Raw genomic sequence first — 17411 nt, 5'->3', positions numbered from 1 at the left:
TAAACTCCATTTTTATTTTAGTGACCTTTAGAAGAAAGGTTATATGCGCTTTTATCTTTATCCTTATCTTTTATGAGTTGATCGCGTAGCACAGCTAATTTTGCAAAAGGGGAATCAGGATTAGGGCGTTTTTCTCTCTGAGATGATTGATTATTCGTGCGTTTGGTGTACGGTTTATTGGACTTATAAGAATGTTTAGCGTGTGATGTGGCTTTTTGAGGGCTGTCTTCATTTGCACTTTCCCTTTTCTTAAAAGTCTTTCTCTGTTTGTTTTGCCACTTGTGTCCAGATTTATCACGGTTTTTTTTTGTGTGGTGGTGAAAGTGATGGGTATAACGCCATAGCAAAATAACTTTATCTTCTGCTGCAACGCGTTTTTGTTTGACAAAATCACCAACAGGTTCAGCTGCCGGTAAACGATCTGTGGTGTTAGGGTGCGTTTCAATAGAAGTAGGTAAAACTTCTTTTTTTTCTTGTGTTGTTTCTGATGTGCACATTGTTTGCCAGTGACTGCCAACGAATTCTGGTGCTGGAACATCTTGTGCTGTCGTATGTGTCTCAGCAGAGACTTTATCTGCAAGGAGGCTTTGTTCAAAAACAGCACTGCTTATGGCATGCGATTGATAACCAAGACCTTTTAGAATTTCTTCCATATCGGTTCCATTGGCACCAAGAATAGACATCATTGCTGGAGTGGCAAAAAAACTTTTGCCATCATAGGCTCCTTCAGGTTTGGATTCATTCCCTGGTTTCCAATGAAGTGCTGGCCGGATCAGGTTCGCAAGACGTTCTAAAATATCAATTCTTACAGCACGTTGACCTAAGATTCGATAACCAGCTAACTGATAAAATTGGCGGTTGTAAGTAGGATCCACAACTAGGGAAGTTCGTCCAGCAGCCAAAGCAGCAAAAACTTCATTTAAGCCAGTTTGGTCAGCTCCCTCATTTTGAAGGCCCCATAGCAGCGTGATCGCTTGAACCGGAGCTGGTTTAATCATCCCTGCAACATAGATATGAAAAGCACCAAAACGGACACCTAGACGCCGGAGTACAGCACGCGATTCTTGGTCAAGACTTTTAACAACTTCAGCTATTTCTCGACGCGGTATCATTCCTAGAGAGTTGACAAGTTTTAAGGCAAGGTCGCTTGTTGAAGCTGTCAAGCTATCAGCATTGCGTAAGTCAAAAAGTGGCTTTAAAGCGGTTTCAAAATGAAAGGTGACAAAACGCTCCAATCGTTTCTCCACTTTATCGCGGGCTTCTCCCGTTAATTGCGTATCTGCTAAAACAATGAGTTTGGGTTTAAAAAAATCTTCTGTGGCAACAAGTTGTCCCACGGGTTGGCCAATCCAGCGTACAATGCCATCAGAACTGAGGGTGAAATCTCCATTGGCACAAGCACAAAAACGCGTTGCGCGTTTGGAAAAAGCAAGAATCAAATTTTCATTGTCTGCTAAATTTTGTGCTTCATCTGTTTGACCCGTATCGTTCTTGTTGGCATAAAAACGAAAACCTTCAAACTTGCCATTTCCATGTTTTTCAATAAGAATATCATCCTGAAGAATATCATTCTGTTGAATAATCTTGCTATCCATGATCATTTTCTTTCTCAGTGCTACGCTGGTAAAAAGCTTTTTCCCAACAACTGTATGATTGTGTTGCTCCTTTAACACGTTTGTTGCGTTTGCTTCAATCATTCTTGTCGTTTTTTTGACGCTTTCCCTTGAGGTATTTCCTTTTTCATACATTTTGGATGTTTTGTGTATAGTCCTTGCGCGCAATGGTTGTATTATCAAGCTAGAAGCATAAATAGACTCTTTATGCAAAAGGCAAGTAAACCGAAAATGAAGTAAAATAGCATCAGTTTTATTTTTTACGAGCCTGTTACGAAGAGATGAGGAGAAAGTTTTCCCCTGAATTTCTTAAGGTAAGGGGCGTATTGATATTGTCATTTTGTGCGTGAAACTGTGTGTTATGACAATAAGTTTTACCATGATGATAAAAAAACAATTGCGATTATAAAATTACACGCTAAAGTAGTACCAATAAAACAAACAACTTATGCGTTCTTTTAAAAAAGAGCGGTGATGTCGTTGCCAAATCAACTTTGATAATTTTAATCGCAAGGGGTTATTATGGGTAATCTTTCAAATGCTGTTTATAAGAACAGCAAAAACTATAGCGATACGGACAAAAGTTTGGGACGTAATATGATGCGTTCTGCTATGCAAGCACCTTATCTTGAACGGCAAAAAGAGCATGATTTGGCTCTGCGATGGAAAGACAAACGCGATGATGACGCTATGCATCAAATTGCAGCAGCTCATATGCGTTTGGTGATTGCGATTGCTAACCGTTTTAAACGTTTCAAAATGCCGCTGGGGGATCTGGTACAAGAAGGGTATGTGGGGCTCTTGGAAGCTGCTGCGCGTTTTGAACCTGATCGGGAGGTGCGTTTCTCAACTTATGCAACATGGTGGATTCGGGCTTCTATTCAAGATTATATTTTACGAAATTGGTCAATCGTTCGAGGGGGAACCAGTTCTTCGCAAAAAGCGCTTTTCTTTAATCTTCGGCGTTTGCGGGCGAAATTGGTGCAGGATGATAGTGCCCTTTCAAAACAAGATATCTTTCGCACAATCGCTGAAAAGCTTGGTGTTTCTGTTCGTGATGTTGAAACAATGGATTTCCGCTTTTCTAGTTCTGATAATTCCTTGAGTGTTTCTGTTTCTGAGAACAGTGATAACCCTGTTGCTAAAATGGATGCTCTTGTCGATGAGAGCCCTCTTCCTGATGCTTTAATTGAGCAAGTGATTGACGGTCAACGGCGAACCCAATGGCTTTATGATGCGTTGCAAATTCTCAATGAACGGGAACTTGAAATTATTCGTTTTCGTCGCCTCAATGAAGAGGGAGCGACTTTAGAAGTTTTGGGTGAAAAGCTTGGAATCTCGAAAGAGCGGGTGCGTCAAATTGAAGCACGGGCTTTGCAAAAGCTGCGTTCGGCTTTGCTTACTGCTAATTCAGCAGATGCTTATGATGTGTAAGCTTCGTTGAAAATTTTTGGGGAAAAATCTACAGTGCGTATGTGCGTTGGGGAGGGGAGGAGGAGTACAATGAAATGAGTTTTAGAGATTGGACAGATATCAATGTGCGTAATCTTTGAGAGAGCGAGGCGCATTTAAAAGGACAGAAGCGAATCAAGAGTGTCGAATATGATGAAGGAAATTGTCTTTATTATTGCGTGATAATTTTAACGTGTGTTCCTGCGGATAAAGTTTGGGTTGATGTAAGCGCATTGAGAAGGCGAAACAGTTTTTCTTTGTGCACGGTCTCTTGCATTTTATTGGCAAGGGTTGCGACACTTTCTCCCTCTTTAACGTGTACCACGCGGATTCTCAAGGGTTTCAACTTGTTGGATTGTGATGATGAAAGAGAATGGAAACTTTGTAGCGTTCTTTTGGCAACAGCTGCAAAATTTTGAGAATCATGAGGGGCAGCAGTAAGGAAGCGGAAGATGTGTTTATTGAACAAAATGACAGCTACATCAAACTGCCACTGTTCATTGGTCGCGCGAGCCTGCGCTCCAGGTAGGCCGTGGATTGTGATTGGGTGGATAGAGGATTCATCTAGTCCTACAATCCATCCACTTTTTAAATAATCACTTGCAGACATTTCAGCAGAGTGCGGGACAGCATCAAAACGAATGGCAATTTTATCTGTGCTACTAGCCCAAACAGTGCGTCCTGAATTTTCTATGGTGAAAGTGTTTGGAATGGAAAAAGTTATACGCAATTGCGGGTGAATAAATTGATTTCCTCGCATAAAACCTGTGTGAAAGCTTCCTCCAAAAATCATGCCATCAATGTTTTTGAGAAAAGAATTACGATCAGTTTTTCCACTGTTTGCTGTACTAATTTTACGCGCTTTTTTTATCGCAAGGCGAATTCGTTGCGGAGTAGTTGGATGGGTTGCTAGAAAATCTAAGGAAGTATTTGTGGTGCCTGAGAGATTGCGAAAGGCGTTATACGCTTCCATGGATTGGAGAAAGCGTGGTGAAGCAAATGGATCAAATCCTGCTTGTTGGAGCATTTCTAGTGCAATTGAATCGGCTTGTAGTTCCTGATTGCGTGAAAATTGTGCAAGTTGTCGCTTGTTTTTAAGAGTGTAGTGATGTTTTCTTTTGGCGTGAGAGAGAAGATTTGTTGACATGCACTCTGTCATCTTTAATTCTGCTTCTTTTTGCAGGCGTAAAATGCCGTGATTGGCAGTAATATGGGCTATTTCATGGGCTAAAATTGCTGCAACTTCTGAAGAATCATTGGCCAATGCTAGCATACCGCGGGTTAAGTAAATGTAGCCGCCTGGGAGGGCAAATGCATTGACACTTTGCGAGTCTAAAATGGTTATAGAATAAGTTTTGTGAGGTTTTTGTGACACAACAGTGAGTTTGCGCATAATATCTTTTAACAAGCGTTCAAGTTTTGCATCATGATAGGCGCCGCCATATATTCGCAAAATACGAGGGTGTTGTGTAGCGCTTAAGGAAGCATAGATATCGTTCTTATTGATGTGTTTGATTCTTGCAGAAAAATCGCAAGAAGAAGGCATCTCATTGGGAGAGAGACCAATATGACAAGCGGAAAGAAATAGCAATAAGCTTAAGAGAGGAGCTTTATACATCTTGGTGCCGAAGAAAGAATGTTCGCTGAAAAATTTGATGCCAATGCATATGCATTTGGTTTTCTGATTGTATTTTGACAAATTTCATTGGGTATCTCGTATGTCTTTTTACAATAAGGAAGCTATATTACGGTTATTATTTAAAGATGATTTAAAAGGAAAGCATTACGAAAGGCAAAGTCTGTCATGACAACATTTACAATATTGTTAAATGGAGATATTTGTATCACCAATCGTTTGTGTAATCAAATTCGCAAGAGCCGAGTGATTGCTGCCGATGGTGGAATGCGTCATGCTGAAGCGCTGAATGTTGTGCCTGAGTTATGGTTGGGGGATTTTGATTCCTCTGATCAGGCTTTAAGGCAAAAATATGATGCTATTCCCCGTGAGGTTTTTCCTTCTGATAAAGATATGACCGATAGTGCATTGGCATGTGAGAGAGCTCTGCAAAAGGGGGCTAAACAGCTTGTTTTGTGTGGTGCTTTTGGAGGAGAAAGAAGTGATCATAGCCTTTCTCATATGACGCAAGCACTGGTGATGGCTGAAAAAGGTATTTCAGTATTATTGACCAGCGGTTTTGAGGAAGGGTGGCCAGTTTTGCCAAAGCTTTTTTCTGCGGATTTACCTGAAGGGTGTCTCTTTAGTATTATCGGTTTTTCTGATTTACAGGGATTAACCCTTTCAGGTGTAAAATGGCCAATTTATGGCAAAAATGTACCATTTGGATCTTCTTTAACATTGTCTAATCGTGTTTGTGGAACTTTTTCTTGTCATTTATGTTCTGGAAAAGCTATATTGTTGGCGTCTGTACCTATTCCATAAAGCTCTTCCAGTAGATTTGAGTAAGGTAGGGGGGGGCATAGTGATTTAAGTGCTGGCACGAATGATATATTTTGATCTCGAGAAGGAGAGTTTTTATATGTTAAAATCAATTTTGAAAGTGGCTGTCGTTTCAGCCATTGGTTTAAGTTCAGCAGCTTGTACTGTTAATGATCAACGCGTTGCACGTTATGGTGTAGGCGGAGCCGCAATAGGGGCTTTGGCAGGAACAGCAATTGCCGGAAGTACTCCTGGAGCAGCACTGACCGGTGCAGCATTTGGTGCTCTTGCAGGGACTGTAACAGGGGCTGCTGCAAATCAGAAAAGACAACAACAGTCTCAGGCTGCACAATTGTGCACGTATCGTGGACATGGAGGATACATGTACCAAGCACCTTGTCCTCAAAGAGTGAGTGAAAAAGTGCGGACACCGAAATTGTGTGCTTTCCGTGATAGAAGAGGTGTGATGTATAAAGCACCTTGTCCTCGACACGTTCGTTAATGGCGGTGCCGCTGCTGCGGCTTGAGCGTGTTTTCCTAACTTTTGGAAAAACTCCCTTGCTCAACCAAGCTGGTCTATCGGTAGAGCAAGGGGCACGTATTGCGTTGGTAGGACGTAATGGTTGTGGAAAGTCGACGCTGTTAAAAATTGCCGCTGGAATAAGTGAACCGAGTGAGGGGGAAATTTTTCGCCATCCGCGGGCGACGCTTCGTTATGTATCACAAAACCCTGAGTGTTCAGGCTTTGAAGATATTCGCACTTGTGTAGAAGCGGGGCTGGATGATAAGCCGGATGTGCAATGGATAAACACACTTTTGGCAAATCTTGGTTTTTTAGGAACCGAGACGTTGGCGACGCTTTCTGGTGGTGAAAAGCGGCGCGTTTCATTATTGCAAGCGATTGCTGCCAAACCAGATATTCTTCTTTTGGATGAACCAACCAATCATCTCGATTTACCAACCATTGAATGGCTTGAAAGCGTTTTATGTTCTCTACGTTCAGCTGTTGTGGTGATTTCTCATGATCGGCGATTTTTAGAAAATGTTACGCGTTCAACGGTATGGCTTGATCGGGGCACGACAAAAAGACTGGAGAAGCGTTTGTCGGAGTTTGAAAATTGGCGTGATAAGGTGCTTGAAGAAGAAGCTCTAGAACAGCACAAATTGGGGCGACAGATTGCACGTGAAGAACAATGGTTGCGCTATGGAGTAACGGCACGGCGTAAACGTAATGTGCGACGTTTGGGGGCGTTAAAAGAACTAAGACAGCAACATCAAACTTATAAAGGGCCAACGGGAAGTGCGCTTTTAGCCGCTGCTAAAAGTCATGATTCTGGTCAATTGGTGCTTGAAGCGAAGCGGATTTCAAAATCTTATGGCGAACGCGTTTTTGTGAAAGATTTCTCTTTGCGGATTCATCGTGGGGATAGGATTGGTTTGGTTGGTCCAAATGGTATAGGAAAGACAACTTTGCTTTCCGCTTTGATTGGGCAAGAATCGGTCGATAGTGGAATGGTCAAGCATGGATATAATCTTTCTATGGCGTTGCTTGATCAACAACGTATTTTAAATGAAAAAGAAACTTTAGCGCATTATCTAACCGGTGGGAGGGGGGATACCCTCCTGATCAATGGGCAAGAGCGGCATGTTGTTTCTTATATGAAAGACTTTTTGTTTTTACCTGAACAAGCACGGACACCAATCAAAGAATTGTCCGGTGGAGAAAGAGCCCGCCTCATGCTTGCACGGCTCCTTTCACGACCTGCGAATTTTTTGATTCTTGATGAACCAACCAATGATTTGGATATGGAAACATTGGATTTGTTGCAAGAATTTATTGCCGATTTTGCTGGAACCGTGTTGTTGGTTAGCCATGACAGGGACTTTTTAGATCGCACTGTGACCCATATATTGGCCCCTCAAGGGGATGGTCGCTGGATTTTATATGCTGGTGGTTATAGTGATATGATGGCCCAACGAAAGCAAGATGCACTGTTAACGCGTAAAGATAATGAACTAACACAGCGTAAAGAGCAGTCAAAGTTTCGCGTACAGGAGAATGCAAAACACCTCTCATCACCAAATCGTGGCTTTATGGAGCGGGAGAAAATAAAACCACGCAAACTGTCTTATAAGCAGGTTTATGCGCTGGAAAAATTACCTGAACAAATTGCTGCTTTGCAGGATGAAATCAAAAAAATTGAACAAGAACTCTCTGATCCAACACTGTATTGCAATGATAAAGAGCGTTTTGAGCGTTTATCAAAAATACTGGAAGAGAAGAGAAATACTTGCGCGCAAAAGGAAGAGGAATGGTTGGAACTGGAATTGTTGCGCGAAGATATAGAGGGGGTGAAATCATAAAAACGCTATAGCGTTAATCTCTCTCAAGAGGATTTTTATAGATTTGGGTGATTGTTTCTTTTGTACTTTGATATCTGTTTTTGCATCATTCTTTATGAGATGAGCGCATGTACTGGAAAAGAAAAATTTCTGTGCGTAAAAGAAAAATGCTGGGAGCTTGAATTGTTATGGGAGGGCAGTGAAAGATATTGAGTATGTAAAGACAGTGAAAAAGAAACGTCTTTTGAATTTCGTGAGGTTTACATCGTATCATATTTTCACATCTGGTGAAAACCGTTAGTACGCTTTATTCGGCGCTCTAGGCGGGTTCATACGCATCATTCATTCGAGAGGTAAGAATGTGATCTCTCCATTGGCCAGAAATCATCAGATAATCTCTGGCACGGCCTTCTTTCTCAAAACCAAGGCGCTCCAATAAAATTCCACTTCTGGTGTTTTCAGGCATATAGTTTGCCATCACTCTATGGAGGTGGTAAAAATGGAGGATGTGAGGTATTAAAGCAGATAAAATCTCGAACATGAGGCCTTGTTTTTGTTGTTTTTCATCAAGAGAAAAGCCAAGATAGCAGGCTTGAAAAACACCACGCACTACATTTGTGAAGTGAACGACGGCAATGATTGTGCTCTCATTTTTCAATCGTACGGCAATAGCGGTATGCTTGCCCTTGTGCACTCTCACAAGCGAATGTATTTGCGCGTGTTTCCCAAGCTGTTAGGGTATGATAATCATCAGATTTTACAGGTTCGAAAGGTTGATGAAAGTTTGCATTGCGCCGATAATAGGCAGACAATTCCCCAGCATCTTCCAAATTGATCAATGTGGAAATTGTTCGCTTTGTTTCGATTGCCATAGTTTCCTCCCCTTGGATAATGAAATGTGCGGATTCGTACACTTCTTATTCGATTTTTTCAAAGATTTCTTTCCTTCTTGATGACATCCTCCTCAAAAAAGTGGGAAGTCAACGACAAACTTTATCACAAACAGTAACCTTTATGCAGGCGCGGTAGAATGGGGGCAAAAATTATAAATCAAGTGGGCGTAATTTTGATAATGCATAGTCGCTTTTGATCGCACTTTGTTCGTGGTCCTTATATTTTTAAGTCTACTTTCCTCATTCGTAAAAAATCTCGCGAGTGCACACTAAAAATGGAACAATTCTCGCTTATTATTCATGCGATATTTTATATGTATAAGTTTATTTTATGTGTATGAACGATGTGTGTATTGCTGCTTATGACTTTTCTTTTGTCTCTGATTTATTCGTTAATTAGAGTATTTTTTAAATCATAGAGGTACAATTATCACTAATATTGCTCAGGCAGGCAAATTTGAAATGCTCAATATGCTATTTTTTTGATTCACGGTTGTGAATTTATTGTCTTGTGATAGTTTAGTCTTTAATCATCTGGATGATTGCGTAATTTATGTCGAATCATTACTCTGCTTTCTTTATTATATTTTCAAATTGTTTGCGCTTGTGTGAGAATCTCTTAAGCAGATTGCCAATCCGTTTTGGAGTCAATTTTTTTACAATTTGATATTCATTAGTGCTTTCATTTTTGAGAAATTTTTTATGTCCAATTCTAGTTATTGCAGCAACTTTTGCCATTTGATTTGTGCAAAATATAGCATGGTATCGCACAATGTCGTTACGTCGACCTGTTTCCTCCTCTCACGTTTCAACGACTGACTGAAAGAGAAGAATACTTCTTAGGGATAAGAGATCTTATGCGCTCTCAAGCGATCCTTTCCCAAATTGGATGATATGTGGTGGATATTATCGTTACAAGTTGCACAAATTGCTAAAATTTCCGCTAGCAATTTAAGGGTATTATTCGTTTTTTGCATTTTCTCTTCATTTTGAGAAAATATTGCATGTTCTTTAATGGCATTCATTTACCCTAAAGATATTTTTAGAGAATTGGATGATGTCTTCCTTCTTCATTCGTTTATGGTTTTTTCGTTTATACAACTCTTGACAGTACTGTTATCAATGCTGTCAAGAGAAGGAAAATTCTTGTGCGCAAAAAAAAGAAGAATGGTTGAAACTGGAACTTTTTCGTAAAAACGCTATAGCGTTAAGTCATACCAAGCGCGTTTTTATAGAGTTGGATAACTGCTTCTTCTTCCATTCGTTCATGGTCTTCTTTTTTGCGCAACCGTATAATGCTGCGAACAGCTTTACTATCAAAACCAGAGCCTTTAAGTTCGGCATAAACCTCTTTAATATCATCAGAAATGGTTTTTTTCTCTTCTTCTAGTCGTTCAATACGTTCGATAAAAGCACGCAATTGGTTTACGGATATAGCATGTGTTTGATCAGTTACTGTGTCCATTTGCATTTTTCTCCGGGGTCTTTGTTTTAAGTTGTTTTGCGATGAAAAAGTTGTGTTGAGGAAGCTTGAAAAACAAAGAGTGAATCAAGCTGTAAACTTTTTTTACAAGTTGACTTTAAATATTTTGTAAAATTTTAAGCTTATACATTGACAAAAGGGCGATAAGAAGCAGAAAAGAAATATATACCTCGATACATTTGGAAGATTCTTGAAAAAAGAGAAGATAAAGGGATGTATGTTTTGTTTTAAGGGCTTACAGCATAAAGGTGGTTTTGTGGTTGCCAAAAAACAGCAATGGGTGTTTCAGAGAGGGCTGGGGATTTTTCTTTTGAGCATTGTGCTCTCGTTCTCACTTGTTCATTTTGCAAAAGCTGATTTCCGCGTTTGTAATTCGACCCAACAGTCCGTTGGTGTTGCCCTTGGTTATCGTACTTTTTCAGGCTGGGTGAGCGAAGGGTGGTGGACAGTACCAGTGACGGAGTGTAAAACCTTAATCGAGGGGCCACTTTCTTCACGGTTTTATTATTTTTATGCAGAAGGTGCACAGAAAAAAGGGAACTGGCCAGGTTCTGTAACCATGTGTGTACAAGATAGCCAATTTACTATTCAAGGGGTACATGATTGTTTCCCCCGTGGGTATCAAAAGGTTGAGTTTAAAGAAATTGATACGGGTAATCAAACCAGTTGGATGGTACAGTTGACAGATGAGTCTTTGTTCAACGATTCGGTTATACAGCCTCCCACTTTTTCAGGAGTTTCCCGCCAGTGAAGCGTGCGCGTAAAGTGAAAATTATTGCTACTCTTGGTCCTTCTTCTTTTTCTATTTCGATGATTGAGAAGCTTTTTATGGCTGGAGCCGATGTTTTTCGTCTAAATATGAGCCACACGGATCGTGAAACAATGGCTGATTTGGTCAAGCGCATACGCAAGGTTGAAAAAACTGTTGGTCGTCCAATTGGTATTTTAGTGGATTTACAGGGACCAAAATTGCGTATTGGTCGTTTTGCTAAGGGTCAAGAGGATTTGCGTGTTGGGCAAAACTTTACTTTAGATGATCGTGATGTTCTTGGAGATGCACAGCGTGTTTATTTTCCGCATGAGCAAGTGTTAGCGGCTGTCAAACCCGGTAATCGGTTGTTGATTGATGATGGAAAACTGGAACTATGTGCTGAGTTGTGTGATGGTCATTCTGTTCAGTGCCGTGTAGTTTCTGGAACCCGTATTTCTGATCGAAAAGGGGTTAGTCTTCCCGATACGGTTTTGCCTTTTGGTCCAATGACACCAAAGGATCAGGCTGATCTTTACGCTGTGTTGGAACAGCCTGTTGATTGGGTTGCTCTTTCTTTTATTCAGCGTCCGGAAGACATACTAGAAGTGCGCCAGTTGACGAAAAACAAAGTGTCTTTGATGGCCAAGATCGAAAAACCTCAAGCTTTGGAGCAAATAGAGAAGATTATTGATGTGTCTGATGGTATTATGATTGCACGGGGAGATCTCGGTGTGGAAATGCCATTGGAGAGGATTCCTGCACTTCAGATGGAGCTCATAAAAGCTTGTCGTTTAGCCGGAAAGCCCGTTGTGGTGGCTACGCAAATGCTTGAGTCTATGATCTCATCCTCTGTTCCGACGCGGGCAGAAGTTTCTGATGTGGCTACAGCCGTTTATGCGGGGAGTGATGCTGTGATGTTGTCCGCTGAATCAGCCTCTGGTCTTTATCCTGAAGAAGCAGTGCTTATGATGGATCGAATCGCCAAACAAATCGAACAAGATCCCACTTATGACGCCCAGGTGGGTGCACAGCATCCTGCACCAGAGTCAACGGGAACCGATGCGATTTCTCTTGCGGCGCGACAGATTGCTGAAACGCTTCAATTAAAAGCAATTGTTGCTTATACCGCATCAGGAACAACGGGTGTGCGTGCCTCTCGTGAACGCCCCAATACACCTATTATCGCATTATCGCCCATCGTGGAAACTGCGCGGCGTTTGGCTTTGGTTTGGGGGGTTCATTGTGTCGTGGTGCAAGATGCACGGGATTTAGAGGATATGGTTGATCGTGCGGCAGCCATTGCTTTTCAAGAGGGCTTTTGCCAAGGAGGAGATCGGTTTCTTGTGACAGCAGGCGTTCCTTTTGGTACGCCTGGTGCTACCAACCTCTTGCGTATCGCTTCTGTCTCTCAAGATGGAACAAAAGGGATTTGATAGAAACATTTATACGTGATGCTTTTTTCGTAAGTATCTGAACAGATTCATTGTTGCGTTATCGCTCATCGTGGAAATTGCGCGGCGCTTGAGCTGAGTTGGGGGGCTTCTATTCGTGTCGTGGTGCAAAATGCGCGGGACTTAGAGAATATGGTTGATCGTTCGATGGCACTTGCTTTTCAAGAGGGCTTTTGCCAAGGAGGAGATCGGTTTCTTGTGACAGCAGGCGTTCTCTTTGGTACGCTTGGTGCTACCAACCTCTTGCGTATCGCTTCTGTTTTTCGAGGTAGAACAAAGGCAGTTTAACGGAAAGCTGTTGGCGTTAGGCTCTTTGCGTGAGCATCTGAATAGATCCATTATTGCTCTTTAATTTGTAGTGTGATAGAAGCCGCTCTCCTTCAAGATGGTGATATAAGGCATATGTCCATCTTAAAAGTGCATATGGCTTCTGGCGGATTTTAGTTTTCTTTTGTATCAACCAGTATAGAAATGTGAACTTGAATGAGATATTGAGGGGAGGGATTTACTCGTAGAGTTTGAAGTGATCAGATAAGTGGTGAGAGGAGGAAGCTATTGAGAGAAACCACTGTGATTACAGATTGGGGAAGGTCTTTGTTCTTTGAGGCGTGAGCCAAGAGGTTAAGCGCATAAATATTCAATGTATCTTGCTCTACGAGGTTTGATTACATCCGCAATTTAAGGGGGGAAATGGTACGTCCACGAAAATTGAGATTAAGTGTTTGGTGCATTTTTAATGAAAAAGAAAACAGACAGGTTTGTCTCTTTTTTCTTCTTTGTGCACCACTGGACAGCTTCAATCAGTAAAAATGATCTCAATTATGGAATTGTTAAGGATTTGATTTGGTTGCAAGGCGTGTTGAGACGCATATTCGGTTTGTTACAATTGCGATTCTTTATAAATAATGGGAGAGGTAGTGTACCAAACGATATAAATCAAATAATGGTTGTGTTTCGTGAATTTCAAAAACAAATCTTTCAAAGAATATCTAGCTTAAGCGCTCAGTATGTCAATTCCTAACTCAAGCGAACGTATGCCATTGAAGAAACGCGCTATAACAAAAGTTGGAGATAAAGTGTTAGAGGCGTTCGATTGCCATAAGGACGGACGATTTGGGCATGTTTATTTTTCCAGTGAACGAGAGCGGATATCCAAAGATTATGGGTATGTGAAAATAGGGTAAAAGTTAACATGAGGAGAGGCTGATGGCATTGCCATTGATTGACCTTAACAACGTATCAAAAATATATCGCAACATTGACAGAGGAATTGGTTTTAAAAACAAGGTGGTTTCCCTCTTCAAGCCGGTTTATACAAATCATCATGTGTTAAAAGACATGAGTTTCACCCTCTTTTCAGGGCAATCGTTAGCAATTCTTGGCCCTAACGGAGCGGGTAAATCGACACTGATTAAAATACTTTCTGGTATACAATATGCTGATAAGGGATGTGTTAAAGTCCTTGGTGTTGATCCTTATAAAGCGAAGAAAGATTTGTTCAAGTCTTTGGGTGTGGTCTTTGGTCATAAGAATTGTTTGTGGTGGGATTTACCCTTACGCTATAGTCTGGATATGGTTCAACCATTATATGGTCTTGAACGCGCTTCTTTTACCCGTGATCTTAAAGAGATCGCTGAGTTGCTGGGGTCTTGAGCATATTATGGATAAGCCAGTGCGGATGCTTAGTCTGGGTGAGAGAGTGAAAAGTGAATTGGCATTTAATCTCTCCTTTAGACCTAAACTGTTGTTCCTCGATGAGCCAAGTATTGGTCTTGATATTACATCTAAGCATGAAATCAGGGAGCTTCTTAAAAAACTGAAAAGGGAGCGCGGCACTGGGTATATCATCACAAGTCATGATATGGGAGATATTGATGGATACGTCGATGATATTATTCTCTTGCATAAGGGAAAGAAACAGTTTCATGGCAATCTTCACGCGCTTAAAAATGTCATTCCTTCTTTGGTGAGAATGACGCTTTTTTGTGAACATTTGGCTGCACCTTCAGCTGTTGTAGAAAAAATTGATGAGATTGCGTTGAAATTATCCACTCCTTTAAAAGATAAGCACTTTAACACTGAAGAATGCTCACTGGAGATTTCGCTGCCCCGTGAGGATTTTGCACGTTTTGTACGCGAAATTACAACCGAACTGAACTGTACGTTCTCTGTATCCACTCCCTCGCTTGAAGAGATGCTCCGTGTTAAATTTAAAGAATTTATCTAACCACTGCTTTGGCATGTTTCTTTTTGCCAAGAATGGATTACTCACACTCGTCAATGACAGGGCAATGTTCTTTACTGATTTTGTCATGGGGACTCTTTCGCCATTCGTCATTCAATTCATGTTATGGAACGCACTTTTTTCTGATATGGGCACCACCATCAACGGTTTTGGCTTTCATGATATGATGTATTATTATGCCTTTGCTTTAGTTTTATCACGTTTAAATAATGGTTATGGTTTAATTCAGTCTTTCTCTCAACATGTTAAAGAAGGTAAATTAGAAGTTACCCTCACAAAACCGTTCAGTTATATGACACAAATGCTGTTTACCTTTTTGGGTGAGAGTGTGTTATATGCCATTCCTTTAATTGTGATCTTTACGGTAAAGCTTCTTTTATCTTACGAAAACATCCTGAGCTTTATATTCTCTTTTCTGCTCTTTTTTCTCCTTATTGCTCTCTCTCAATTGCTTTGTTTTTTACTCTCCTTCGCAATTTCGTTATTGGTTTTCTGGGTGATTGAGTACGATATATTGCTCTCTTTCAGTATCCTCAGTTCGGCTCTTCTTGGGGGTGTTTTTTTGCCACCCTCTTTCTGGCCTACGTGGCTTATTCCGCTCATGCAGTTTAACCCTTATCGTTTCATGATCTCTGCTCCTGCTGAGTTTCTTGCAACGCATGATTTGGCGGTTTTTCAGCAGTTCATTTTGGGTAGTATTTTTTATATTTTGTGTTTTTTATTCTTTATTCATGTTGTCTGGAAGAAGGGGATGAAAGCGTATCATGGAGCGGGTGGTTGAGGTGAAGATAATCATTCATTTTATTGGCATGAATATACGCCGACAGATTGTTTATGGTAAGAATTTGATTGGGGAGTTTATTCTTTCTCTCTGCTATTATTGTATTCAATTCATATTTATTGATAAAATATCTTCCTTTTCAGGAAGAATCGGTAGCTACAGTAGAGATGAAATTCATCTTATCTTTGTTGTCTTCGTTTTACTCCGGATATTTTTAAGTATTTTTACCAATTCTATAGGAATATTTTTTGAAAAAGTTGTGAGCGGTAAGATTGAATCATATCTGACAAAGCCTGTTTCAATCTGGGTATTCATGCTGGTTGGTTGGTGCAAACCTCTTCGCCTGATAAACTTATTTGTTCTTTGTGTGAGTGCGTATTTTTTTGTCTCATTACCGGATCTGTCAAGCATTAAAATTGGATGGTTTTCTTTTATCGTTGCAATAGTTTGTGTCTTTATCGTCAACATCTGTTTTTGCATGATGTTCAACTTTATAACGTTTGTTACCAATCGTAAGATGCCCGTCGAATACTTTCATGCAATGGTTTATGAACTTTCATTTATCCCCATTGCGATTTATCCCTCAAGCGTTGTGAAATGGATTTTGTTTCTACTGCCAATGGCTTTTTCTGCCTCCTTACCCGTATCACTGTTGCTTGGTAAAAATGAATGGAATATCGGATATCTTCTGTTAAGCGCTTTTCTCTCCATCACCATGACTTTTATCGTCTATAAGAAAACAATCAGGAAGTTCAATGGATTGGGTGGATGATATGAAAACCAGCATGATTGCTGGAATAAAGTAGAAAGCTATCGAATGTTTTCAAAAACTGCTCTATCAAAAGAGAGCTCTTAGAAATTAAGCGTTACAGGTTTTTCTGAAACGAGTATTTTTGATGATATCGGGATAGAGGATTGGATATTCATCAAGACTTAAATTGTGACATGATGGATCCTTTTTGTTCTTCTGGATGTGCCAAAAAACTTTATTGCCTCCTTCCCCATTGTGGGAACAACGTGGTGCTTGAGCTTAGATTAGGGGCTTCTATTTGTGTGGTGGTGCAAGTATTGTGCGGGATTTAGAGGATGTGTATGATTATGCAGCGGCACTTGCTTTTCAAGAAGGCTTTTGTTGTGAAGGGGAGTGGTTTCTTATAACAATAGATATTTTCTTTGGTGCGCTTAGTGCTGTGAGCCTCTTGCATATTGCTTTATATTTCTGAAAGCAGAACAAAGGTGGTGTAATCAAAATCTGTATGCATGCTGTTGTTTTGGGGAATCTGAAGAGATCCATTATTGCTTTCTCATTCATTGTTGAAACAGTACGGGGTTGAAACAGCATGGCGGTTGGTTTTAGTTTGCAGGCTTATGCGGAATATCGATATTGTAATATTGTCTGCTGAATCGACATCTTGTTTTTGATTATTGTTTTTTTGAGACATTTTTTGCAAAGCTTTATCTGTTATACAGTCAATATATTTATTTATAATGATAATCTATCTTTTTGAACTTGAATGAGAGTTGAAAAGATAGGAAGTTTTTCTCATTTCAAATTCTCGTATTCAAAATCACAAAAACGCTTACTTGCATGTCATAAAAAGGATTGACTTGTGAATAAAAACCGTTTGCGAAAGGCATAAAGAAGGCTCTTATGAAGCATCTCCGATAAAGAACAATTGCAATATTGGATTCTTTTATAACTCTTTTATAAGAGTGGTGTGGGCTTATCCCTTCATAGGTATAAAGAGAGCAGCGTTTGATGGATTTTTACATTATAGTGTTTTTGGTAAGACGTTTTTGGTCTGGTTATGGAAGGTTAAACGGGGTGCGTGCAGTGCTCTTCTCTTTCTTAGAGGACACTTCGTTTGCTTATTGCTTTTGCAATTTACATGATTTCCTCGCAAGGATGTGGATACAATCATGCTGGTCTTTGAGCATTACAGCACTCTTTTTAAGAACTGA

At 40.4% G+C, this 17411-nt stretch carries 13 protein-coding genes and 3 pseudogenes; 12 read left to right on the top strand and 4 right to left on the bottom strand.

Features of this window, described 5'->3' with window-relative positions; translation table 11 throughout:
• Positions 1-17 precede the first annotated feature (17 nt).
• On the bottom strand, positions 18-1595 hold the full coding sequence (locus ACKC4Y_RS07845) for a hypothetical protein (RefSeq protein ID WP_409361179.1): 1578 nt from the start codon (positions 1593-1595) through the stop codon (positions 18-20).
• Between the two features lie 540 nt (positions 1596-2135).
• On the opposite strand from ACKC4Y_RS07845, the gene ACKC4Y_RS07840 reads away from it, so the two are divergent.
• On the top strand, positions 2136-3047 hold the full coding sequence (locus ACKC4Y_RS07840; RefSeq protein ID WP_345115787.1) for an RNA polymerase factor sigma-32: 912 nt from the start codon (positions 2136-2138) through the stop codon (positions 3045-3047).
• Between the two features lie 190 nt (positions 3048-3237).
• On the opposite strand, the pseudogene ACKC4Y_RS07835 reads toward ACKC4Y_RS07840, so the two are convergent.
• Positions 3238-4771, bottom strand: a pseudogene (locus tag ACKC4Y_RS07835) (M48 family metalloprotease).
• Positions 4772-4869: 98 nt separating this feature from the next.
• On the opposite strand from ACKC4Y_RS07835, the gene ACKC4Y_RS07830 reads away from it, so the two are divergent.
• The 3 genes from ACKC4Y_RS07830 to ACKC4Y_RS07820 all read left to right on the top strand — a co-directional run bounded on the left by ACKC4Y_RS07830 (position 4870) and on the right by ACKC4Y_RS07820 (position 7866).
• A complete protein-coding gene (locus ACKC4Y_RS07830; RefSeq protein WP_409361178.1) occupies positions 4870-5505 on the top strand; it encodes a thiamine diphosphokinase in 636 nt (211 codons plus the stop codon).
• Between the two features lie 97 nt (positions 5506-5602).
• Positions 5603-6004, top strand: a complete 402-nt coding sequence (locus tag ACKC4Y_RS07825) for a hypothetical protein (protein ID WP_409361177.1) — start codon at positions 5603-5605, stop codon at positions 6002-6004.
• The gene (locus tag ACKC4Y_RS07820) at positions 6004-7866 is read left to right on the top strand and encodes an ABC-F family ATP-binding cassette domain-containing protein (RefSeq protein ID WP_409362172.1); all 1863 of its coding nucleotides are present in this window, start codon (positions 6004-6006) and stop codon (positions 7864-7866) included. Before ACKC4Y_RS07825 ends, ACKC4Y_RS07820 begins: the two co-directional genes overlap by 1 nt.
• A gap of 298 nt (positions 7867-8164) precedes the next feature.
• Here the strand turns inward: ACKC4Y_RS07820 and rimJ are convergent.
• Positions 8165-8717, bottom strand: a pseudogene (rimJ, locus tag ACKC4Y_RS07815) (ribosomal protein S5-alanine N-acetyltransferase).
• Between the two features lie 1228 nt (positions 8718-9945).
• Complete coding sequence (locus tag ACKC4Y_RS07810; protein ID WP_409362171.1) at positions 9946-10203, bottom strand: DUF2312 domain-containing protein; 258 nt, start codon at positions 10201-10203, stop codon at positions 9946-9948.
• Between the two features lie 235 nt (positions 10204-10438).
• On the opposite strand from ACKC4Y_RS07810, the gene ACKC4Y_RS07805 reads away from it, so the two are divergent.
• From ACKC4Y_RS07805 to ACKC4Y_RS07770, 8 genes and pseudogenes are all read left to right on the top strand, one after another.
• Entirely contained in the window at positions 10439-10972 is a 534-nt protein-coding gene (locus ACKC4Y_RS07805) for a DUF1036 domain-containing protein (protein ID WP_409361176.1), read from the top strand.
• Positions 10969-12405 (top strand): pyruvate kinase, encoded by a 1437-nt coding sequence (pyk, locus tag ACKC4Y_RS07800; RefSeq protein ID WP_409361175.1) that lies wholly within the window; start codon positions 10969-10971, stop codon positions 12403-12405. The genes ACKC4Y_RS07805 and pyk overlap by 4 nt, the downstream gene beginning before the upstream one ends.
• Positions 12406-12433: 28 nt before the next feature.
• Positions 12434-12711: pseudogene (locus ACKC4Y_RS07795) on the top strand (pyruvate kinase alpha/beta domain-containing protein); the annotation flags it as partial.
• Positions 12712-13430: 719 nt separating this feature from the next.
• Positions 13431-13607: a hypothetical protein gene (locus tag ACKC4Y_RS07790; RefSeq protein ID WP_409361174.1), complete on the top strand. Its 177-nt coding sequence runs from the start codon at positions 13431-13433 to the stop codon at positions 13605-13607.
• A 22-nt stretch (positions 13608-13629) separates the two neighbouring features.
• The gene (locus tag ACKC4Y_RS07785) at positions 13630-14076 is read left to right on the top strand and encodes an ATP-binding cassette domain-containing protein (protein ID WP_409361173.1); all 447 of its coding nucleotides are present in this window, start codon (positions 13630-13632) and stop codon (positions 14074-14076) included.
• A gap of 46 nt (positions 14077-14122) precedes the next feature.
• On the top strand, positions 14123-14650 hold the full coding sequence (locus ACKC4Y_RS07780) for a hypothetical protein (RefSeq protein ID WP_409361172.1): 528 nt from the start codon (positions 14123-14125) through the stop codon (positions 14648-14650).
• Positions 14625-15449, top strand: a complete 825-nt coding sequence (locus ACKC4Y_RS07775; RefSeq protein WP_409361171.1) for an ABC-2 family transporter protein — start codon at positions 14625-14627, stop codon at positions 15447-15449. Before ACKC4Y_RS07780 ends, ACKC4Y_RS07775 begins: the two co-directional genes overlap by 26 nt.
• Positions 15433-16221 carry an ABC-2 family transporter protein gene (locus tag ACKC4Y_RS07770; RefSeq protein ID WP_409361170.1) on the top strand — a complete coding sequence of 263 codons (789 nt, stop codon included), beginning with the start codon at positions 15433-15435 and terminating at the stop codon, positions 16219-16221. The genes ACKC4Y_RS07775 and ACKC4Y_RS07770 overlap by 17 nt, the downstream gene beginning before the upstream one ends.
• Positions 16222-17411 lie beyond the last annotated feature (1190 nt).

This window comes from Bartonella heixiaziensis (assembly GCF_046245125.2).
GTDB classification, from domain to species: domain Bacteria; phylum Pseudomonadota; class Alphaproteobacteria; order Rhizobiales; family Rhizobiaceae; genus Bartonella; species Bartonella heixiaziensis.
The sequence above is the reverse complement of the archived record's forward strand: the minus strand, read 5'-3'. Positions and strand labels throughout refer to the sequence as shown.

What these genes read in the sequence shown, in the direction of transcription:
- ACKC4Y_RS07820 (WP_409362172.1), top strand. Translation starts at nt 6,004, where the DNA reads ATGGCGGTGCCGCTGCTGCGGCTTGAGCGTGTTTTCCTAACTTTTGGA.
- ACKC4Y_RS07785 (WP_409361173.1), top strand. Translation starts at nt 13,630, where the DNA reads ATGGCATTGCCATTGATTGACCTTAACAACGTATCAAAAATATATCGC.
- ACKC4Y_RS07845 (WP_409361179.1), bottom strand. Translation starts at nt 1,595, where the DNA reads ATGGATAGCAAGATTATTCAACAGAATGATATTCTTCAGGATGATATT.
- ACKC4Y_RS07770 (WP_409361170.1), top strand. Translation starts at nt 15,433, where the DNA reads ATGGAGCGGGTGGTTGAGGTGAAGATAATCATTCATTTTATTGGCATG.
- ACKC4Y_RS07830 (WP_409361178.1), top strand. Translation starts at nt 4,870, where the DNA reads ATGACAACATTTACAATATTGTTAAATGGAGATATTTGTATCACCAAT.
- ACKC4Y_RS07825 (WP_409361177.1), top strand. Translation starts at nt 5,603, where the DNA reads ATGTTAAAATCAATTTTGAAAGTGGCTGTCGTTTCAGCCATTGGTTTA.
- ACKC4Y_RS07790 (WP_409361174.1), top strand. Translation starts at nt 13,431, where the DNA reads ATGTCAATTCCTAACTCAAGCGAACGTATGCCATTGAAGAAACGCGCT.
- ACKC4Y_RS07840 (WP_345115787.1), top strand. Translation starts at nt 2,136, where the DNA reads ATGGGTAATCTTTCAAATGCTGTTTATAAGAACAGCAAAAACTATAGC.
- ACKC4Y_RS07805 (WP_409361176.1), top strand. Translation starts at nt 10,439, where the DNA reads ATGTTTTGTTTTAAGGGCTTACAGCATAAAGGTGGTTTTGTGGTTGCC.
- ACKC4Y_RS07810 (WP_409362171.1), bottom strand. Translation starts at nt 10,203, where the DNA reads ATGGACACAGTAACTGATCAAACACATGCTATATCCGTAAACCAATTG.